Source organism: Microbacterium sp. MTN4-26 (assembly GCF_042846595.1).
In the GTDB taxonomy this organism is placed as follows: domain Bacteria; phylum Actinomycetota; class Actinomycetes; order Actinomycetales; family Microbacteriaceae; genus Microbacterium; species Microbacterium luteum.
The window spans coordinates 35,029-50,620 of sequence record NZ_BTGO01000015.1 but is presented as its reverse complement, the minus strand read 5'-3'; the positions used below and the strand labels follow the sequence as shown (position 1 = coordinate 50,620).

The 15,592-nt window shown below is 69.2% G+C and carries 14 protein-coding genes; 11 read left to right on the top strand and 3 right to left on the bottom strand.

All coding sequences use genetic code 11. From position 1 onward, the window contains the following. Nucleotides 1-12 precede the first annotated feature (12 nt). Nucleotides 13-1,950 (bottom strand): Stk1 family PASTA domain-containing Ser/Thr kinase, encoded by a 1,938-nt coding sequence (pknB, locus tag ACGG9C_RS13095; RefSeq protein WP_194383298.1) that lies wholly within the window; start codon nucleotides 1,948-1,950, stop codon nucleotides 13-15. A gap of 77 nt (nucleotides 1,951-2,027) precedes the next feature. Then, on the bottom strand, nucleotides 2,028-3,035 hold the full coding sequence (locus ACGG9C_RS13090; protein WP_228480756.1) for a LysM peptidoglycan-binding domain-containing protein: 1,008 nt from the start codon (nucleotides 3,033-3,035) through the stop codon (nucleotides 2,028-2,030). A gap of 196 nt (nucleotides 3,036-3,231) precedes the next feature. Here ACGG9C_RS13090 and ACGG9C_RS13085 point away from each other — a divergent pair, with 196 nt between their 5' ends. Continuing rightward, nucleotides 3,232-3,558 carry an Rv2175c family DNA-binding protein gene (locus ACGG9C_RS13085; RefSeq protein ID WP_071043682.1) on the top strand — a complete coding sequence of 109 codons (327 nt, stop codon included), beginning with the start codon at nucleotides 3,232-3,234 and terminating at the stop codon, nucleotides 3,556-3,558. Between the two features lie 8 nt (nucleotides 3,559-3,566). Here ACGG9C_RS13085 and ACGG9C_RS13080 read toward each other — a convergent pair whose 3' ends face one another. After that, nucleotides 3,567-4,661, bottom strand: a complete 1,095-nt coding sequence (locus ACGG9C_RS13080; RefSeq protein WP_194383297.1) for a polyprenyl synthetase family protein — start codon at nucleotides 4,659-4,661, stop codon at nucleotides 3,567-3,569. A gap of 69 nt (nucleotides 4,662-4,730) precedes the next feature. Between ACGG9C_RS13080 and ACGG9C_RS13075 the strand changes: the two genes are divergently transcribed. From ACGG9C_RS13075 to ACGG9C_RS13030, 10 genes are all read left to right on the top strand, one after another. Then, entirely contained in the window at nucleotides 4,731-5,108 is a 378-nt protein-coding gene (locus ACGG9C_RS13075) for a DUF3040 domain-containing protein (RefSeq protein WP_071043680.1), read from the top strand. Nucleotides 5,109-5,314: 206 nt separating this feature from the next. Continuing rightward, a complete protein-coding gene (mraZ, locus tag ACGG9C_RS13070; protein WP_194383296.1) occupies nucleotides 5,315-5,746 on the top strand; it encodes a division/cell wall cluster transcriptional repressor MraZ in 432 nt (143 codons plus the stop codon). Nucleotides 5,747-5,812: 66 nt separating this feature from the next. Then, the gene (gene rsmH, locus ACGG9C_RS13065) at nucleotides 5,813-6,802 is read left to right on the top strand and encodes a 16S rRNA (cytosine(1402)-N(4))-methyltransferase RsmH (RefSeq protein WP_390178711.1); all 990 of its coding nucleotides are present in this window, start codon (nucleotides 5,813-5,815) and stop codon (nucleotides 6,800-6,802) included. Next, nucleotides 6,799-7,371, top strand: coding sequence for a hypothetical protein (locus ACGG9C_RS13060; protein WP_071043677.1), 573 nt, complete (start codon nucleotides 6,799-6,801; stop codon nucleotides 7,369-7,371). Before rsmH ends, ACGG9C_RS13060 begins: the two co-directional genes overlap by 4 nt. A 4-nt stretch (nucleotides 7,372-7,375) precedes the next feature. After that, a complete protein-coding gene (locus ACGG9C_RS13055; protein WP_194383295.1) occupies nucleotides 7,376-9,160 on the top strand; it encodes a penicillin-binding protein 2 in 1,785 nt (594 codons plus the stop codon). A 20-nt stretch (nucleotides 9,161-9,180) separates the two neighbouring features. Further along, on the top strand, nucleotides 9,181-10,593 hold the full coding sequence (murF, locus tag ACGG9C_RS13050) for a UDP-N-acetylmuramoyl-tripeptide--D-alanyl-D-alanine ligase (protein WP_286793815.1): 1,413 nt from the start codon (nucleotides 9,181-9,183) through the stop codon (nucleotides 10,591-10,593). Next, the gene (gene mraY / locus ACGG9C_RS13045) at nucleotides 10,590-11,702 is read left to right on the top strand and encodes a phospho-N-acetylmuramoyl-pentapeptide-transferase (RefSeq protein WP_194383293.1); all 1,113 of its coding nucleotides are present in this window, start codon (nucleotides 10,590-10,592) and stop codon (nucleotides 11,700-11,702) included. Before murF ends, mraY begins: the two co-directional genes overlap by 4 nt. Then, the gene (gene murD, locus ACGG9C_RS13040) at nucleotides 11,684-13,243 is read left to right on the top strand and encodes a UDP-N-acetylmuramoyl-L-alanine--D-glutamate ligase (protein WP_390178710.1); all 1,560 of its coding nucleotides are present in this window, start codon (nucleotides 11,684-11,686) and stop codon (nucleotides 13,241-13,243) included. The genes mraY and murD overlap by 19 nt, the downstream gene beginning before the upstream one ends. Further along, the gene (ftsW, locus tag ACGG9C_RS13035) at nucleotides 13,206-14,444 is read left to right on the top strand and encodes a putative lipid II flippase FtsW (protein ID WP_194383292.1); all 1,239 of its coding nucleotides are present in this window, start codon (nucleotides 13,206-13,208) and stop codon (nucleotides 14,442-14,444) included. The genes murD and ftsW overlap by 38 nt, the downstream gene beginning before the upstream one ends. After that, entirely contained in the window at nucleotides 14,445-15,527 is a 1,083-nt protein-coding gene (locus ACGG9C_RS13030; protein WP_194383291.1) for a glycosyltransferase, read from the top strand. Nucleotides 15,528-15,592: the final 65 nt, after the last annotated feature.

Below are 15,592 nucleotides of genomic sequence, written 5' to 3'. Positions count from 1 at the left end.
CCGCCCCGGCGATCAGCCGGTGACGGTGATCTGCAGGGTGACGGTCGTTCCCTGCACCCGCATGCTCGACCCCTCGGGATCCTGCGCGGTGACCTCGGTGACCGCGTCGGGCCAGACATTCCAGAGGGCGGAGTAATTCACCTCGAAGCCCTCAGCGCGCAGCGCGTCCGCGGCGGCATCCCGTGTCATGCCGACCACGTCGGGCACCGGGAACAGGGGAGGGCCACTGGAGACCACGAGGTTGGTGCGGTCGCCGGGTCGCCACCATCCGCCGCCCTCACGGTCGGTCATGTAGAGCACGCGGCCCTCGGCGATCTCGGTGCTGGACTCCTGCGCCACGGAGGCGACGTCGATCCCCGCGGCCTCGAGAGTCGCGCGGGCGTCGGCCTCGGTCATGTCGCGCACTGACGGCAACGGTCCGAGCGAGACGCGAAGGCTCGCACTGTCGCCTTCGTTGACTGTGCACTCCTCGCCGCACTCGACGGGGTCGCCGCCGCCACGCGGCGTCACGACGACACCGACGACGACGCCCTCGTCCGCATCGGTGTAGAAGGTCTGATTCTCTCCGACGTCGATGCGAGACGCGTCGAGCTGCGCCCTGACATCGGTCTCCGGCTGCCCGTTGAGTCCCGTGAGGGCGACCTCGGCCGGGCCCAGCGAGACGAGCACCGTCACCTCGGTGTCTTTGTCCACACGCGCGCCGGCCTCCGGCTCGGTGTCCACGATCAGTCCGCTGTCGACCTCGAGGCTGAACACGCCCTCCTCGACCCCGGTGAGCGACTCCTCGGCGAGGGCACCCTGCGCCTGATCGAAGGTCAGACCGCTGAGGTCGGGTACCGCCACCTGTGAGCCGGGCCCCGACCCGAACCACCATCCGGCGGCTCCGGCGAGTGCTGTCAGGATGACGACGACGCCGAGCAGCCAGGCTCCCTTTCGCGACCGGCGCTTGGAGGCCTGTCGCAGCCGTGACGTGTTGTCGACGTCTTCGGCCAGATCCGTCGGACCGGTGACGGCTGCCGGAAGGACCTTCGTGAGCTCTCCGGATGCACCGCTCTCATCGCGGGTGACGCCGGTGTCGACGGTGCGGGCGACCTGCGGCGTCACGCCCAGCTCGCGCTCGATCTCGCGCAGGCGCTCCAGCATCTCCCGGGCGTCGAGCGGGCGATCATCGGGCAGCTTCTCGGTCGACCACAGCACGAGCTCGTCGAGCTGTTCGGGCACACCGGGGTTCTTGACGCTGGGGCGGGGCACGGAGTCGGTGGCGTGCTGATAGGCGATCTGCATCGGCTGCTCGCCTTTGTAGGGCTGCTCGCCGGCGAGCATCTCGTAGAGCACGATGCCGAGGGCGTAGATGTCGCTGCGGGCGTCCGCGGTGCCCCGGGTGACGAGCTCCGGCGCGAGGTAGGCGATCGTGCCGAGCAACTGCGCGCCGGTCGCGGTGTTGGCCGTCGTCGCTCGCGCCAGGCCGAAATCGCCGATCTTGATGCGGCCGTCTTCGGCCAGGAGGACGTTCTCGGGCTTGACGTCTCGATGGACGATCCCGGCACGGTGCGCCGCCGCCAGGCCGGACAGGATGGCGTCCATGATCGAGATCGCCTGCGGCACGGTCAGTCGTCGCTGCTCTTTGAGGAGCTCCCGCAGGGTGATGCCCGGCAGGTACTCCATGACCAGGTAGGCCATGTCGCCGTCCTGGCCCTGGTCGAAGACGTTGACCACGTGGGGGTCGGCCAGCCGCGCGGCGGCGCGAGCCTCCTGGATGAATCGGCTCTGGAAGACCGAGTCATCGCTCAGATGCCCGTGCATCACCTTCAGGGCGACGCGGCGCTCCAGTCGCAGGTCGGTGGCGACGTACACTGTGGCCATGCCGCCTCGCGCGATGCGAGCACGCACGCGGTATCTGCTGTCGACCAGACGGCCGATCAGCGGATCCGTCTGCTGACTCGTGCTCACGTTCAGAGTCTACGGATGAGCACCTGGGAGCTCCGGTGCGCCGCACCGGCCGATCGGAGTCCGATCCTCACGCGTCGTCAACCGTGAGCGGCGAGCCACGCTTCGGCCGGAGCCTCCCACCGGGCGTATCGATCGGGGTAGGCGGAGATCTGCACCGCCTGCGCGGCATCGGCGAACGACATCGACTCCCATCCGGGGATGTCGAGAAGACCGCGCGTCGCGTAGTCGTTGGGGTCGTCGGCGCCGCCGAAGAAGGCGAGCGTCGCATAGCGCCGGTCGAGGATCTGAGCGGCGGAGCCCCAGCCGGTGCTGGGTCGCTGCTGGAAGAGCCCGAGCGAGTCGCGGTCGCCCCAATCGAGGTTCCGCAGCCACGACTCCTGCATCGCCGTGCCCAGGGCGATGGTGATGCCGCGGTCGCTCACCCCGAGTTCGCGTCCGATCGAGATGATCAGCCGCGCGTTCTCGATCTGCTCGGCGTCGAGCGACGAGTCGACGGACTGCTCGGCCGGCGTAGCGGATGCGGTGGCGGCCGCGGCAGTCATCGTCGGTGCCAGCGCCAGCGTCTGACCGGGGTAGATGATGGAATCCCGCTGCAGCCCGTTCGCCGCCAGCAGCGCGTCGACCGTGGTGCCGTGCTTCTGGGCGATGGCGAAGACCGTGTCACCCGCGGTGACGGTGTGGGTGCCGCCGGAGTCGGACGCCGCCGGGGGAGTGGATGGTTCGCTCAGCGCAGTCAGCACGATCTCCTGTCCCGGGTGGATCACGCTGGACCATCCGAGCCCGTTCAGGCGGAGCACGTCGTCGGTGCGAAGGCCGTGAGCCGCCGCGATGGAGCTGACGGTGTCACCCGCGCGAACGACATAGCGCTGCGGGACGGAGGTTGCGGCGACAGCGGATGCGGTGGTCACGGACGCGGGTGCGGCGGGAAGCTTCGCTCCGCGTGCGAGGTGACCTCCTCCGGTGGACGTCGCCTCGGCGTGCGCCGGGGTCGCGGCGGCGATGATCGCCAGGGACCCGATGATCGCCATCGGGGTGGCCGCGCGCCGTGCCCGCGGCGTGGGCATGATGTCGCTGATGGTGCTCATGGGATCCCTCCGGTCGACGCAGCCACGCTGTCACGGTTGGAAACGGGAGTCAATCAAAGTGACACATGTGAAAGATGAGACTTCTGTTACCTTTGTCGACTCGTCGCGGTCGGGAGGGCCGTCTGCACTGGCCTGCGGTGCGGAAGAACCGGGTGCGGAATGAGATAGTGACATCGTGACTGTGGATGCTTCCCCGATGCCGACCGACTGGCTGACCCTCCCCGAGCTCGCCGAGGAGCTCGATGAGACGCTCGGGCGCGTCAAGCGCCTGCTCGATGAGTCGCACCTCGTGGCCTCGCGTCGTCATGGCGCGCCGCGCGTCCCGTCGCTGTTCGTGCTCGACGGCAGGCCGCTGTCCTCGCTGCGCGGAACGGTGATCGTGCTGCACGACGCGGGATTCGACGATGATGAGACCATCGATTGGCTGCTGGCGCCGGAGGACTCCATCGGAATGGCGCCGATCGAGGCTCTGCGCCTGGGCCGAAAGAGCGAGGTCCGTCGCGTCGCCCAGTCTCTGGCCTGAGCCTCGTCTCAGGTGGTGCGGATGCTCGCGGCCCGGGCGAGCTCCCGCAGCTGACTGACCGAGGCGTTGTCGAGCCGCGCCCCGGACAGGGCGCGGTCGGCGGCCCGGGCCCGCTCGGCGATGAGGGCCTCCACCCGGTCGAGTGCACCGGTGTCGGTGATCGTCTGCTGAAGGGCCGCGATCTGGTCCGCATCGAGCGTCGGGTCGCCGAGCATCTCATCGAGAAGACGTCGCGATCCCGAGGGAAGGGCCTCGCGTGCGTAGGCGATGAGAACGGTGCGCTTGCCCTCCCGGAGATCGTCCCCCGACGGTTTGCCCGTCGTCTCGGCATCGCCGAAGACCCCGAGGACGTCGTCGCGCAGCTGGAAGGCCATGCCCACGGGCAGGCCGAACGAGGCGAGTGCCGTCGTCTGCGCCTCGTCGGCTCCCGCGAGGGCCGCGCCGATGAGGAGGGGCTGGAGCATGCTGTAGCGGGCCGACTTCAGCTCCGCCACGCGCAGGGCACGGGTGGCGTGGGTGTCGTCCGGCTGGCTCGCCCACGCCGATTCCTCCGCGACGTCCAGGAACTGGCCGATCGTGACCTCGCGTCGCATCGTCGCGTACTCGCGACGTGTGCGGGTCGCGCGCCCGGGTTCGAGCTCGGAGAGCGCATCTTCGAGGAGGTCATCCGACCAGGCGACCAGGAGGTCGCCGAGGAGGAGGGCGCCGGATCGACCGAACGCGCGTGGGTCTCCCTGCCACCTCGCTCCGGCGTGGTGCGCTTCGAGCGCCCTGTGCGCCGCGGGGTGACCGCGCCGCATGTCGGAGTTGTCGATGATGTCGTCGTGCACCAAGGCTGCGGCGTGGAAGATCTCGAGCGCCGCGGCTGTCGCCAGCACGTGCTCGGGCATCTGGCGCCCGGGTGTCGTGGCGTCGACGACGGCGCGCCATCCGGCGACGCAGAACCGGGCGCGGAGGCGCTTCCCGCCGGCGACGGCGGCGGCCCCGGCATCGACGATGAGGGTCGCTTCGTCTCCCCACGCGTGAGCATCGCGGCGCTGAGCCGAGATGAACGTATCCAGTCGCTGGGAAATCACCTGAGTGAGGTCTGGAGCCGATGACACGGGCCTAGCCTAGTAATCGCCAGCCCGAGTAGAATGTCGGGAAGATAACAGCAGTCCAGAGGGGGATGCATGCCACTGTCCGAACAGGAGCAGCGTCTGCTCGATGAGATGGAACGCCATCTCATGCGCAACGAGGCTGACGTGGTCACCGCCCCCGAAGGCGGACGCTCCCTCAGCTATCGAAATATCGTCTACGGCACGATCCTCGTGCTGCTCGGTCTCGCCGGGCTGATCGTCGGGGTCGCCGTCCAGCTCATCGTCGTCGGCGTCATCGGCTTCGTCGTCATGCTCGGAGGCGTGGTGCTCGCCGTCACCCCGCTGCGTGGCGCCGCCGCGACGGGCGGATCCGTCAAGCCGAAAGCAGCGCCCTCGGCGCCGCGAGGGTCAGGTCCGTCCTTCATGGACCGCATGAACGACCGTTGGGATCGTCGACAGGGAGAGCGCTGACCTCTCCACCCTCCTCCACTTCTGAGAACACCGGCCTTCGGGCCGGTGTTTTTTTGTGCGCCCGCGGTCTCGGCGTGGTTCGGGACAACACCGGGATGTCCGCCATCGTGCGGAAATTGCGGCCGAAGTGATACAAAGTGGGGCAAAGTGGAGTAAAGTGGGGATCAACCTGGAGGGGCCGGACGAAGGTTGGGGGTGAGTGGCACATGCTGCTGGGCACGCACACTCCCAAGCTCGACGACAAGGGCCGCGTCATCCTTCCTTCCAAGTTCCGTGACGATCTCGGCGCCGGGGTCGTCGTCACCCGCGGGCAGGATCGCTGCCTCTACGTCTTCGCCACAGAGGAGTTCGAGCGTGTGCACGAGCGCATCCGCGAAGCGCCCCTCGCCAACAAGCAGGCCCGAGACTTCCTGCGCATGTTCCTGTCGGGAGCGAGCGCGGAAAAGCCCGACAGCCAGAACCGCATCACCATCCCGCCGCCGCTGCGCGCCTACGCGGGCCTCGAGAAGGAGCTGATCGTGACGGGTGTCGGTGCGCACGCCGAGATCTGGAACGCCGAGGCGTGGAACGCCTACGCCGAGAGCAACGAAGAGACCTACGCCGAAATGGAGCAGGAGGTGATCCCGGGCCTGTTCTGAGCCCTCTGCGCCGACTCCCAGCCGTTCAGCCCTGACACCACTTCCCCGGCGTCAGGTCAGGAACGGATGGGGATCAGCGAAGAGGGACCGGCCGTCGACATCATGGACGCGCGAGAGATCCACACCCCTGTCATGCTCGGCCGCTGCGTCGAGCTGCTCGCACCGGCGCTCCAGAAGCCGGGCGCGGTGCTGATCGACGGGACGCTCGGGATGGGAGGGCACTCCGAGGCCTTCCTTGAGCGGTTCCCGGATCTGCACCTCATCGGCCTCGACCGTGACCGGGACGCCCTCCGGATCGCTGGCGGGCGTCTGGAGCGGTTCTCGGACCGGACGACCCTCGTGCACACGGTCTACGACGATGTCGACACGGCGCTGAGCGAGGCCGGCGTCGACAGGGTCGACGGTATCCTCTACGACCTCGGCGTCTCGTCGCTCCAGCTCGACGTCGCCGATCGCGGATTCGCCTACGCGCAGGATGCGCCGCTGGACATGCGGATGGACCAGAGCATCGGGGTGACCGCTGCGGATGTCGTCGGGGAGTACGGCGAAGGCGACCTGCGCCGTATCTTCGAGCGATACGGCGAGGAGAAGCTGGCTGCGCGGTACGCGCGCGCAATCATCGCCGCGCGTGCCGACGCACCCATCGAACGCTCGGGACAGCTCGTGCAGATCCTGAGCGACGCGACGCCGGCCGCGGTCCAGCGTGCCGGGCATCCTGCCAAACGGGTCTTCCAGGCGCTGCGCATCGAAGTCAACGGCGAGCTCGCCGCGCTCGAGCGCGCGGTACCCGCCGCGATGGGCGCGCTGGCCGTCGGCGGTCGCATCGTGGTGCTGTCGTACCAGTCGCTCGAGGATCGGCTCATCAAGCGCGCATTCGCGGAGGCGACCGCTTCGACCGCCCCCGCCGGTCTTCCCGTGGAGCTGCCCGAGCACGCTCCCCGTTTCCGTCTGCTGGTCAAGGGTGCCGAACTCGCATCCGATGAAGAGCGTGCGCGCAACTCACGGGCGATCCCCGTGCGGTTGCGCGCCGCCGAACGAGTGAGGGAGGCACGATGAGCACCGCACCTGCCGTCAGCCCGCTGCGGCGCCCGATCGAGGCGCCCGAACGCCGACTCCACGTCGTCGCCGAGCCGGACCGCAAGCGTCGCCCGAAGCTGCTTTACGGAATGGTCGCCCTTCTCGGTGCGTTCGCGATCGCCGGAGCCCAGATGGCTCTGTCGGTGCTCACCACCCAGACCTCGTACGACATCGCCGAGCTCACGTCGCAGCAGCGGAACCTGACCTACGAGAAGCAGATCCTCACCGACGAGCTGGCCGGTCTCAGCTCCCCGCAGTACCTCGCCGCCAACGCGGCCGCGCTCGGCATGGTGATCGATGAGACGCCCGCCTACCTGCGCCTCAGCGATGGAGCGGTGATCGGTGCGAGCGAGGCCGCCGGCGCGGTGTCCACCGTCGACGCGATCGGCCGCGGCGCGGTCGAGAACGCGCTCATCTCCGAGACCCCGCTCGTCACGGCCCCTGACGCGACCATCGCCGGTGACCCCGTGACGGCGGAGGAGATGGGACTGCCCGCCGACACGCCGCTGCCCGTGACCGACGGTCTGCCCACACCTGCGACACGCTGATCCCATGACGACTCGCGCCACCCGCAGTCCGCGTCGCCGCACCGTCGTCGCCCTCGCCGTCGTGCTGGCGGTGCTCGCCGCCTTCATCGTGCGGCTCGTCGACATCCAGGTCGTGAACGCCGACGATCACATCGAGGACTCGCTGTCGTGGGCATTCGGGGGCTCGCAGGAGCTCTCGGGCACGCGGGGGGCGATCGTCGACGCCGACGGCGAACCGCTCGCCGGAAGCGTGCTCACGTACGACGCACAGCTCGATCCGTCGAACGCGGGCGACATCCGCCGGGCCGATGCCACCGGCGACAGCGAGGTGGTCGCCTGGCCGACCGTCGCCGCGGAGATCGGGGCCATCACGGGACAGAGCGGGGAGGACGTCATGCGCGTCGTCGACGATGCGCTGGCTGAGGATGCGGATTCTCAGTATGCGCAGCTGGCACAGGGCCTCACGACGCAGCAGTATCGGGATCTCGTCTCCCTGGGGGTGCCGTTCCTCTACTTCGAGCCCCGCCCCGACCGCACCTATGTCGACGGTGCGGTCGCCGGCAGCCTCATCGGATACGTGGGCAGCGACGGCGTGCCGCTGGCCGGTCTGGAACTGAGCCAGAACTCGTGCCTCGAGGCGTCCGACGGCACGCTCAGCTATCAGAAGGGCAAAGACGGTGTGATCATCCCCGGAACTTCCGTCGAGGAGCCGGCGGTCGACGGGGGCACCCTCCAGCTCACGATCGACCGCGATCTGCAGTGGTACATGCAGCAGCTCATCGCCGAGCAGGCCGACGACATGGGCGCGCAGTACGGCAGCATCCTCGTGGTCGAGGCCGAGACCGGCAAGATCCGCGCCGCGGCGGAGTATCCGGGCGTGGACCCGAACGATGTCGAGTCGGCCGATGTGGATGCCCGCTACAGCCAGCTGTTCACGGCTCAGCGCGAACCCGGATCGACCTTCAAGGCGCTCACCGCGGCGACCCTTCTCGACACCGGCGCGCAGACCCCGTATTCGACCGTCGACGCCGCCAGCTTCGAGACCTTTCCGAACGGGGCGCGGGTGCGGGATGCCTTCGTGCATCCGTCGTACACGTACACGCTGACCGGAGCCCTCATCGACTCGTCCAACGTCGCGGTGTCGAAGTTCAGCGAGCGAGTGTCCGCTCAGACGCGATACGACTACCTCACGGACTTCGGCATCGGCGGGGGTGTCGATGTCGGCTACCCCTCCACGGCGTCGGGATACATCCGACCGGTCGACGAGTGGGACAATCAGACCCTCTACAACACCTCGTTCGGTCAGGGACTCCTGACGACGGTGCCCGAACTCGCACAGGCGTACACCGCCATCACGAACGACGGTGTCCGGGTGCCGCTCTCACTCGTCGAGTCGTGCACGACGGCGGATGGGACCGTCATCGAGCCCGAGCTCCCCGATCCCGTGCGCGTCGTGAGCGAGGACACCGCAGACGAGGTGAGCACGATGCTGGAGAACGTGTTCCTGCAGAGCGAGTACGCCGAAGACGTGGCCATTCCGGGATATCGCGTCGCGGGCAAGACCGGAACCGCCGAGAAGACAGACGGAGAGGGCGGCTACAAGGTCGGCGTGTACTTCACGACGATGATCGGATTCGCCCCGGCCGACGACCCGAAGTACATCGTCGTCGTCAACCTCGACGAGCCGACGAAGGTAACATCGTCTTCGGCCAACGTACCGGCTTTCCAGAAGGCGATGACCCAGGTGCTGAAGAACTACCGGGTGATGCCGTCGACCTCGACGCCGGAGGAACTCCCCAAGTTCGGGTGAGTGCGACGGCCGGAGAACACATGATCGCCCTCACCATCGCACAGCTCGCCCGGATCGTCTCGGGCCGCCCCGTCCTCGTCGGCTCCGACACCCTTGGGACCGTCGTCTCCGGCGCCGTCGACACCGACTCCCGCAACATCGGACCGGGCGACGTCTTCGTCGCCAAGCCCGGCGAGGCCACCGACGGACACCTGTTCGTCGGTGGAGCCGCCGACGCGGGTGCGGCTCTCGCTCTCGTGGAGCGGCACATCGATGCGCCGATCTCGCAGGTCGTGGTCGACGACGTCGTCGACGCCATCGCCGCGCTCGCCCGGCACGTCGTCGGGGTCGTCCGCGCACGCGGTGACCTCCGCATCGCCGGGATCACCGGCTCCAACGGCAAGACGACGACCAAGAACCTGCTCGCGCGCATACTTCAGGACGAGGGCGACACGGTGGCCCCTCGCGCATCCTTCAACAACGAGGTCGGTGCGCCGCTGACCATGCTGCGCGTCGACGACGACACCCGCTTCCTCGTGAGCGAGTTCGGCGCGAGCGCGCCGGGGGAGATCGCCCGCCTCGCCGGCCTGGTCGAGCCCGACCTCGGCGTGGTGCTCATGGTGGGCATGGCCCATGCGGGCGGCTTCGGCGGGATCGAGGCGACCTTCCACGCGAAATCCGAGCTGGTCCGTGCGCTCCGCCCGGGAGGGGTCGCGGTCTTGAACGCCGACGATCCGCGGGTGTCGGCGATGGCGCCCATCGCCGAGGAGATCGGTGCGTCGGTGCGCTGGTTCGGCCGCGGGGAACGGGCGGAGGTCCGTGCGGTCGACGTGGAGGTGACGGCGACGGGCACCGTCGCCGCGATCGTCGTCGACGGCGAGGCGCGCACCCTGCGGCTGCGCGTGCTCGGCGAGCACCACGTGATGAACGCGCTCGCGGCTCTCGCCGCCGCCACCTCCTTCGGCGTCGACCTCGATGCCGCGATCGCCCGGCTGGAAGCCGTCGAATTGGCCGAGCGCTGGCGCATGCAGCCGCTCGGCGGCGACCGCGTGCGGATCATCAACGACGCCTACAACGCGAGCCCCGACTCCATGGCCGCCGCGCTGCGCACCCTGGCGCAGATCACTGCGCGCGATGAGCGCATGGTCGCCGTCCTCGGCGCCATGAGCGAGCTCGGCGAGTACGCGGGGGAGGAGCACGACCGAGTGGGGCTGCTCGCCGTTCGCCTGGGCGTGCAGCGGATCGTCGTCGTCGGCGACGACGCCCGGCGTCTGTTCCTCTCGGCGGTCGGCGAGGGTTCCTGGGACGGCGAGGCGGTGTTCTTCTCGACCGCGGACGAGGCGTACGACTACCTCGTCACGGAGCTGCGGGACGGCGACCGCGTGCTCGTGAAGTCGTCGAACTCCGCGGGACTGCGCCACCTCGGCGACCGGCTCGGCGAGGCGTTCTCATGAGGTCGCTCCTGACGGCAGCGGCGATCTCGCTGGCCTTCACGCTCTTCCTCACGCCGGTCTTCCTGCGCCTGTTCCGGGCGTGGGGGTGGGGTCAGGTCATCCGGACCCCTGAGACCGGCAACAACCCCCGCCACGGCGCGAAGCGCGGCACGCCGACCATGGGCGGCACGATCTTCATCGTCGGCACCATCGTCGGATACTTCATCGGCGCCTACGTCGGCAACAATCCGCCGACCATCTCGGGACTCATGGTGCTGTGGCTCATGGTCGGGTTCGGCGTGGTCGGCTTCATCGACGACTACCTGAAGGTGCGCAGTCAGCGCAGCCTCGGGCTGTCGGGCTGGCGCAAGGTGATCGGACAGGTCATCGTCGTGGTGCCGTTCGCCGTCGTCGGGCTCAGCTTCCCGAATCTCGCGGGGACGACGCCCGCCTCGCCGTACGTCTCGGTCTTCCGCGACGTGCCCATCCTGTACTTCTTCGCGCTCGCGCCGATCATCGGATGGCTCATCTACCTCGCGTGGATCATGCTGATCGGCGTCGCGGCATCGAACTCCGTGAACGTGACGGACGGACTGGACGGACTCGCCGCCGGAGCGGGGATTTTCGTCGTGGGCGCCTACAGTCTCATCGCCTTCTGGCAGTTCAACCAGGCGTGTGCGGGGGGCAAGGTCCTCCAGCCCGACGTGCAGGCGGGGTGCTACGAGGTGCGCGACCCGTTCGACCTCGCCATCGTGTCGGCCGCCTTCGTCGGGGCACTCGTCGGCTTCCTCTGGTGGAACGCGCCCAAGGCGAACGTCTTCATGGGCGATGTCGGGTCGATGGCGATCGGGGGCGTCATCGCCGCGATGGCGATCCTCACCCGCACCGAGCTGCTGATGGTGCTCGTCGCCGGCGTCTACGTCATCGCATCCGGTTCCGTCATCCTGCAGCGCCTGTACTTCAAGCTCACCCGGGGCAGGCGCCTGTTCCTCATGAGTCCCCTGCACCACCACCTCGAGATGCGGGGATGGTCGGAGGTCACGATCGTGGTGCGCATGTGGATCATCGCGGGCCTCCTGGCCGTCTCGGGTGTCGGACTCTTCTACGTGGAATGGCTCACGCGCACATGACCGACGACGCCCGCCTGTCCTCCCTCACCAGCTGGTATGCCGACTGGAAGGGGGTGAAGGTCGCCGTGCTCGGCCTCTCGGTCACCGGATTCTCGGTCGCCGACACGCTCGCGGAACTGGGCGCGGACGTGCTCGTCGTCACCGAGAGCGCTTCGCAGGAATACGCTCGGCTGCTTCCCGTGATCGGCGTGCGCGCGTGGACGGGCTCGCTGGATACCGTCCCCGGCGACCTCGTCGACTTCGCACCGGAGGTCGTGATCGCCTCGCCCGGGTTCGCCCCGCACCACCCTGTCATCTCCTGGGCGCAGGAGACCGGCATCCCGTTGTGGGGCGACGTCGAGCTCGCGTGGCGCGTGCGCGACAAGGTGACGCGCGCGGACGGATCGCCCGCGGACTGGGTGCTGGTCACCGGCACCAACGGCAAGACGACGACGACGCGGATGGCGGCGACGATGCTCGTCGCCGCGGGCCTGCGCGCCGCTCCCGTCGGCAACATCGGCACGCCGGTGCTCGACGCGGTGCGCGACCCCGCGGGCTTCGACGTCCTCGTCGTCGAGCTCTCGAGTCACCAGCTGTGGTATCTCGGGCTCCAGAGGGGTCCCCAGCCCGTCTCGCCGGCCGCCAGCGTGTGCCTGAACCTCGCCGATGACCACCTCGAATGGCATGGGTCGTTCGAGGCCTACCGCGATGCCAAGGCCCATGTCTACGACCACACGCGCATCGCGTGCGTCTACAACAAGTCCGACGAGGCCACGCGACGCATGGTGGAGGACGCCGAGGTGGTCGAGGGGGCCCGAGCGATCGGATTCGACCTCGGCGTGCCGGGCCCGAGCGACATGGGCGTCGTCGACGGCATCGTCGTCGACCGTGCCTTCCTCGATGACCGTCGCACCAGCGCGCTGGAGCTCACGACGCTCGCCGATCTCGATGCCCGAGGGCTCGGCGCTCCCCACGTCGTATCGAACATCCTGGCGGCGGCCGCTCTGGCGCGCGCGGTCGGTGCGCCGCCGGCGGCGGTCCGCGACGCGCTCACCGCGTTCACGCTCGATCCGCACCGCATCGAGGTCGTCGCCGCAGAGGCCGGGATCACCTGGGTCGACGACTCCAAGGCGACGAACCCCCACGCGGCCGCGTCGTCTCTGGCGGCGTATCCGGGTGCGGTCTGGGTCGTCGGGGGTCAGCTCAAAGGTGTCGACATCACGGGCCTCGTCGCCGAGCGTGGGCCGGCGGTGAAGGCGGCGATCCTCATCGGAGCCGACCGCGCGGACCTGGTGGCGGCATTCGAACGACACGCCCCCGCGGTGCCGGTGTTCGAGGTCGCCTCCGATGACACTGAAGAGGTCATGGCACGGGTCGTCGAACTGGCGGCGGGCGTCGCCGCCGACGGAGACGTGGTCCTCCTCGCTCCGGCAGCGGCATCCTTCGATCAGTTCTCCTCCTACGCCGATCGCGGCCGGCGTTTCGCCGACGCGGTGAAGGATCGTCTTGCGAGGGGGAGTCAGGGTGACCACGACGCACAGCCCGTCCCCGGCGACATCTGACGACGGCGGCTCGAGAGGTGGCCTGACCGCGCGCGTCTCGCTCGGCCGCGTGTTCGCTCCGGTGCCGAGTGAATTCCTCCTCATCGCCTCGACGGCGCTGATCCTCACCGGCTTCGGGCTCGTCATGATCCTCTCCGCGACATCGGCGACCTCCACCGCATCGGGCGTCGCGCCGTGGGATGCGGCGATGAAGCAGGCGGTCTTCGCCGTCCTCGGCATCCCGCTCATGTTCATCGCGAGCCGTCTTCCCATCGCCTTCTGGAAGCGCATCGCGTGGCCCGCGCTGATCGGGGCCACCGTCTTCCAGCTGCTCGTGTTCACCCCCCTCGGCGTCGAGAACGACGGAAACCGGAACTGGATCGTCATCGGCGGCATTCAGGCGCAGCCGTCCGAGTTCCTGAAGCTCGCCCTCGCGCTCTGGCTCGGGTTCGTCCTCTTCCGCAAGCGCACGCTGCTGGGGCTGTGGCGTCACGTCTTCATCCCCGTGGTCCCGGTCGCCGGCGCGGTGATCGCGACGGTGCTCGCCGGACGTGACCTCGGCACGGCCATGATCCTCGTTCTGATCGTGCTGTCGGCACTGTTCTTCTCGGGCGTGAAGCTGCGCATCTTCATCCTGCCGCTGATCATCGCCGTCGGCTCGGTCGCGGCGCTGGCGGTCACCAGCCCGAACCGCATGGCGCGCATCATGAGCTTCCTCGATGCCAACTGCGATTACTTCGACGAGTGCTATCAGCCGATGCACGGCATCTTCGGGCTGGCGCAGGGAGGTGTCTTCGGTCTCGGGCTCGGGAACTCCAAGGAGAAGTACAACTGGCTTCCCGCCGCCGCCAACGACTACATCTTCGCCATCGTCGGAGAGGAGCTCGGCCTCATCGGCTGTGTCGTGGTGCTCGCGCTCTTCGCCCTCTACGCCGTCGGCGCCTTCCATGTGATCCGCAAGACCGACGATCCCTTCGTCCGCATCGTCGCCGGCTCCGTCACGGTGTGGATCGTCGGCCAGGCGCTCATCAACATCGGGGTGGTGCTGCGCGTCTTCCCGGTGCTCGGGGTGCCGCTGCCCTTCATGTCACAGGGAGGCACCTCTCTCCTGTCGCTCCTGGTGGCGACCGGTGTGCTGCTGGCGTGTGCGCGTTCCCTGCCGACGCGCACCCCATCGGTCGGCGCTCCGCCGAATCCCGGTCGACGTGCGAGGATCGGGTGAGTGACCACCTACCTCCTCGCCGGCGGCGGCACCGCCGGGCATGTCAATCCGCTCCTCGCGGTCGCCGACGGGCTCCGCGACCGCGATCCCGAGGCTGAGGTGCTCGTCCTCGGCACGAGGGAGGGCCTCGAAGCGCGGCTGGTGCCGGAACGGGGCTATGAGCTGCTCTTCGTCGACAAGGTGCCCTTCCCTCGTCGGCCGAACCGGAATGCCGCGGCCTTCCCGACGCGATTCCGGCGCGCCATCTCGCAGGTGAGGCGTCACCTGGAGGATCGCGGCGTCGACGTCGTCGTGGGGTTCGGCGGGTATGCCTCCGCGCCCGCCTACGTTGCCGCATCCCGTGCCCGCGTGCCGTTCGTCGTGCACGAGGCCAACGCCAAGCCGGGTCTGGCGAACATCCTCGGCGCCCGCCGCGCCGCCGGCGTGGGCGTGGCCTTCGACGGCACGCCGCTGAAGCGCTCGTCCGTCGTGGGCATGCCGCTTCGCCGCGAGATCGTCGACCTCGACCGAGACGCGCGGCGCGCGCAGGCCGCTGAGCTGTTCGACCTCGACGAGGATCGCCCGGTGCTGCTCGTCTTCGGCGGATCGCTCGGCGCCCAGCGGCTGAACGAGGCGTTCGGCGACGGGCACGGCGCCGCGTGGCGCGATGTGCTCGACGCCGGTTGGCAGCTGCTGCACGTGACGGGGGAGCGGTCGACCCTGTCGGATCCGGGGGTACCCGGCTACACCGTGCGTCGGTACGTCGACAGGATGGACCTCGCCTTCGCTCTCGCCGACGTCATCGTCTCGCGCGCCGGCGCGGCCACGGTGTCGGAGGTCAGCGCCCTGGGCATCCCGGCCGTCTACGTGCCGTACGCCGTCGGAAACGGCGAGCAGGCCCTCAACGCCTCGTCCGCGGTGCGCGCCGGAGCGGCGCGCCTCATCGCCGACGCGGAGTTCACGCCGGGCGCCGTGCGCGACGAGGTGCTGCCCCTGCTGGCCGACGCCGAGCGGCGGCAGGAGATGGTTCGCGCGTCGGCCCGCGTCGGAACCCGGTCGGGGACCGAGAACGTGATCGCGATGATCGATCGCGCCCTGGCGTGACGCGGCGCTGACTCCGCCACGCGTGCAGAGGAGATCCCGGTCAAGGAGGACGGATGCGGTGCCCG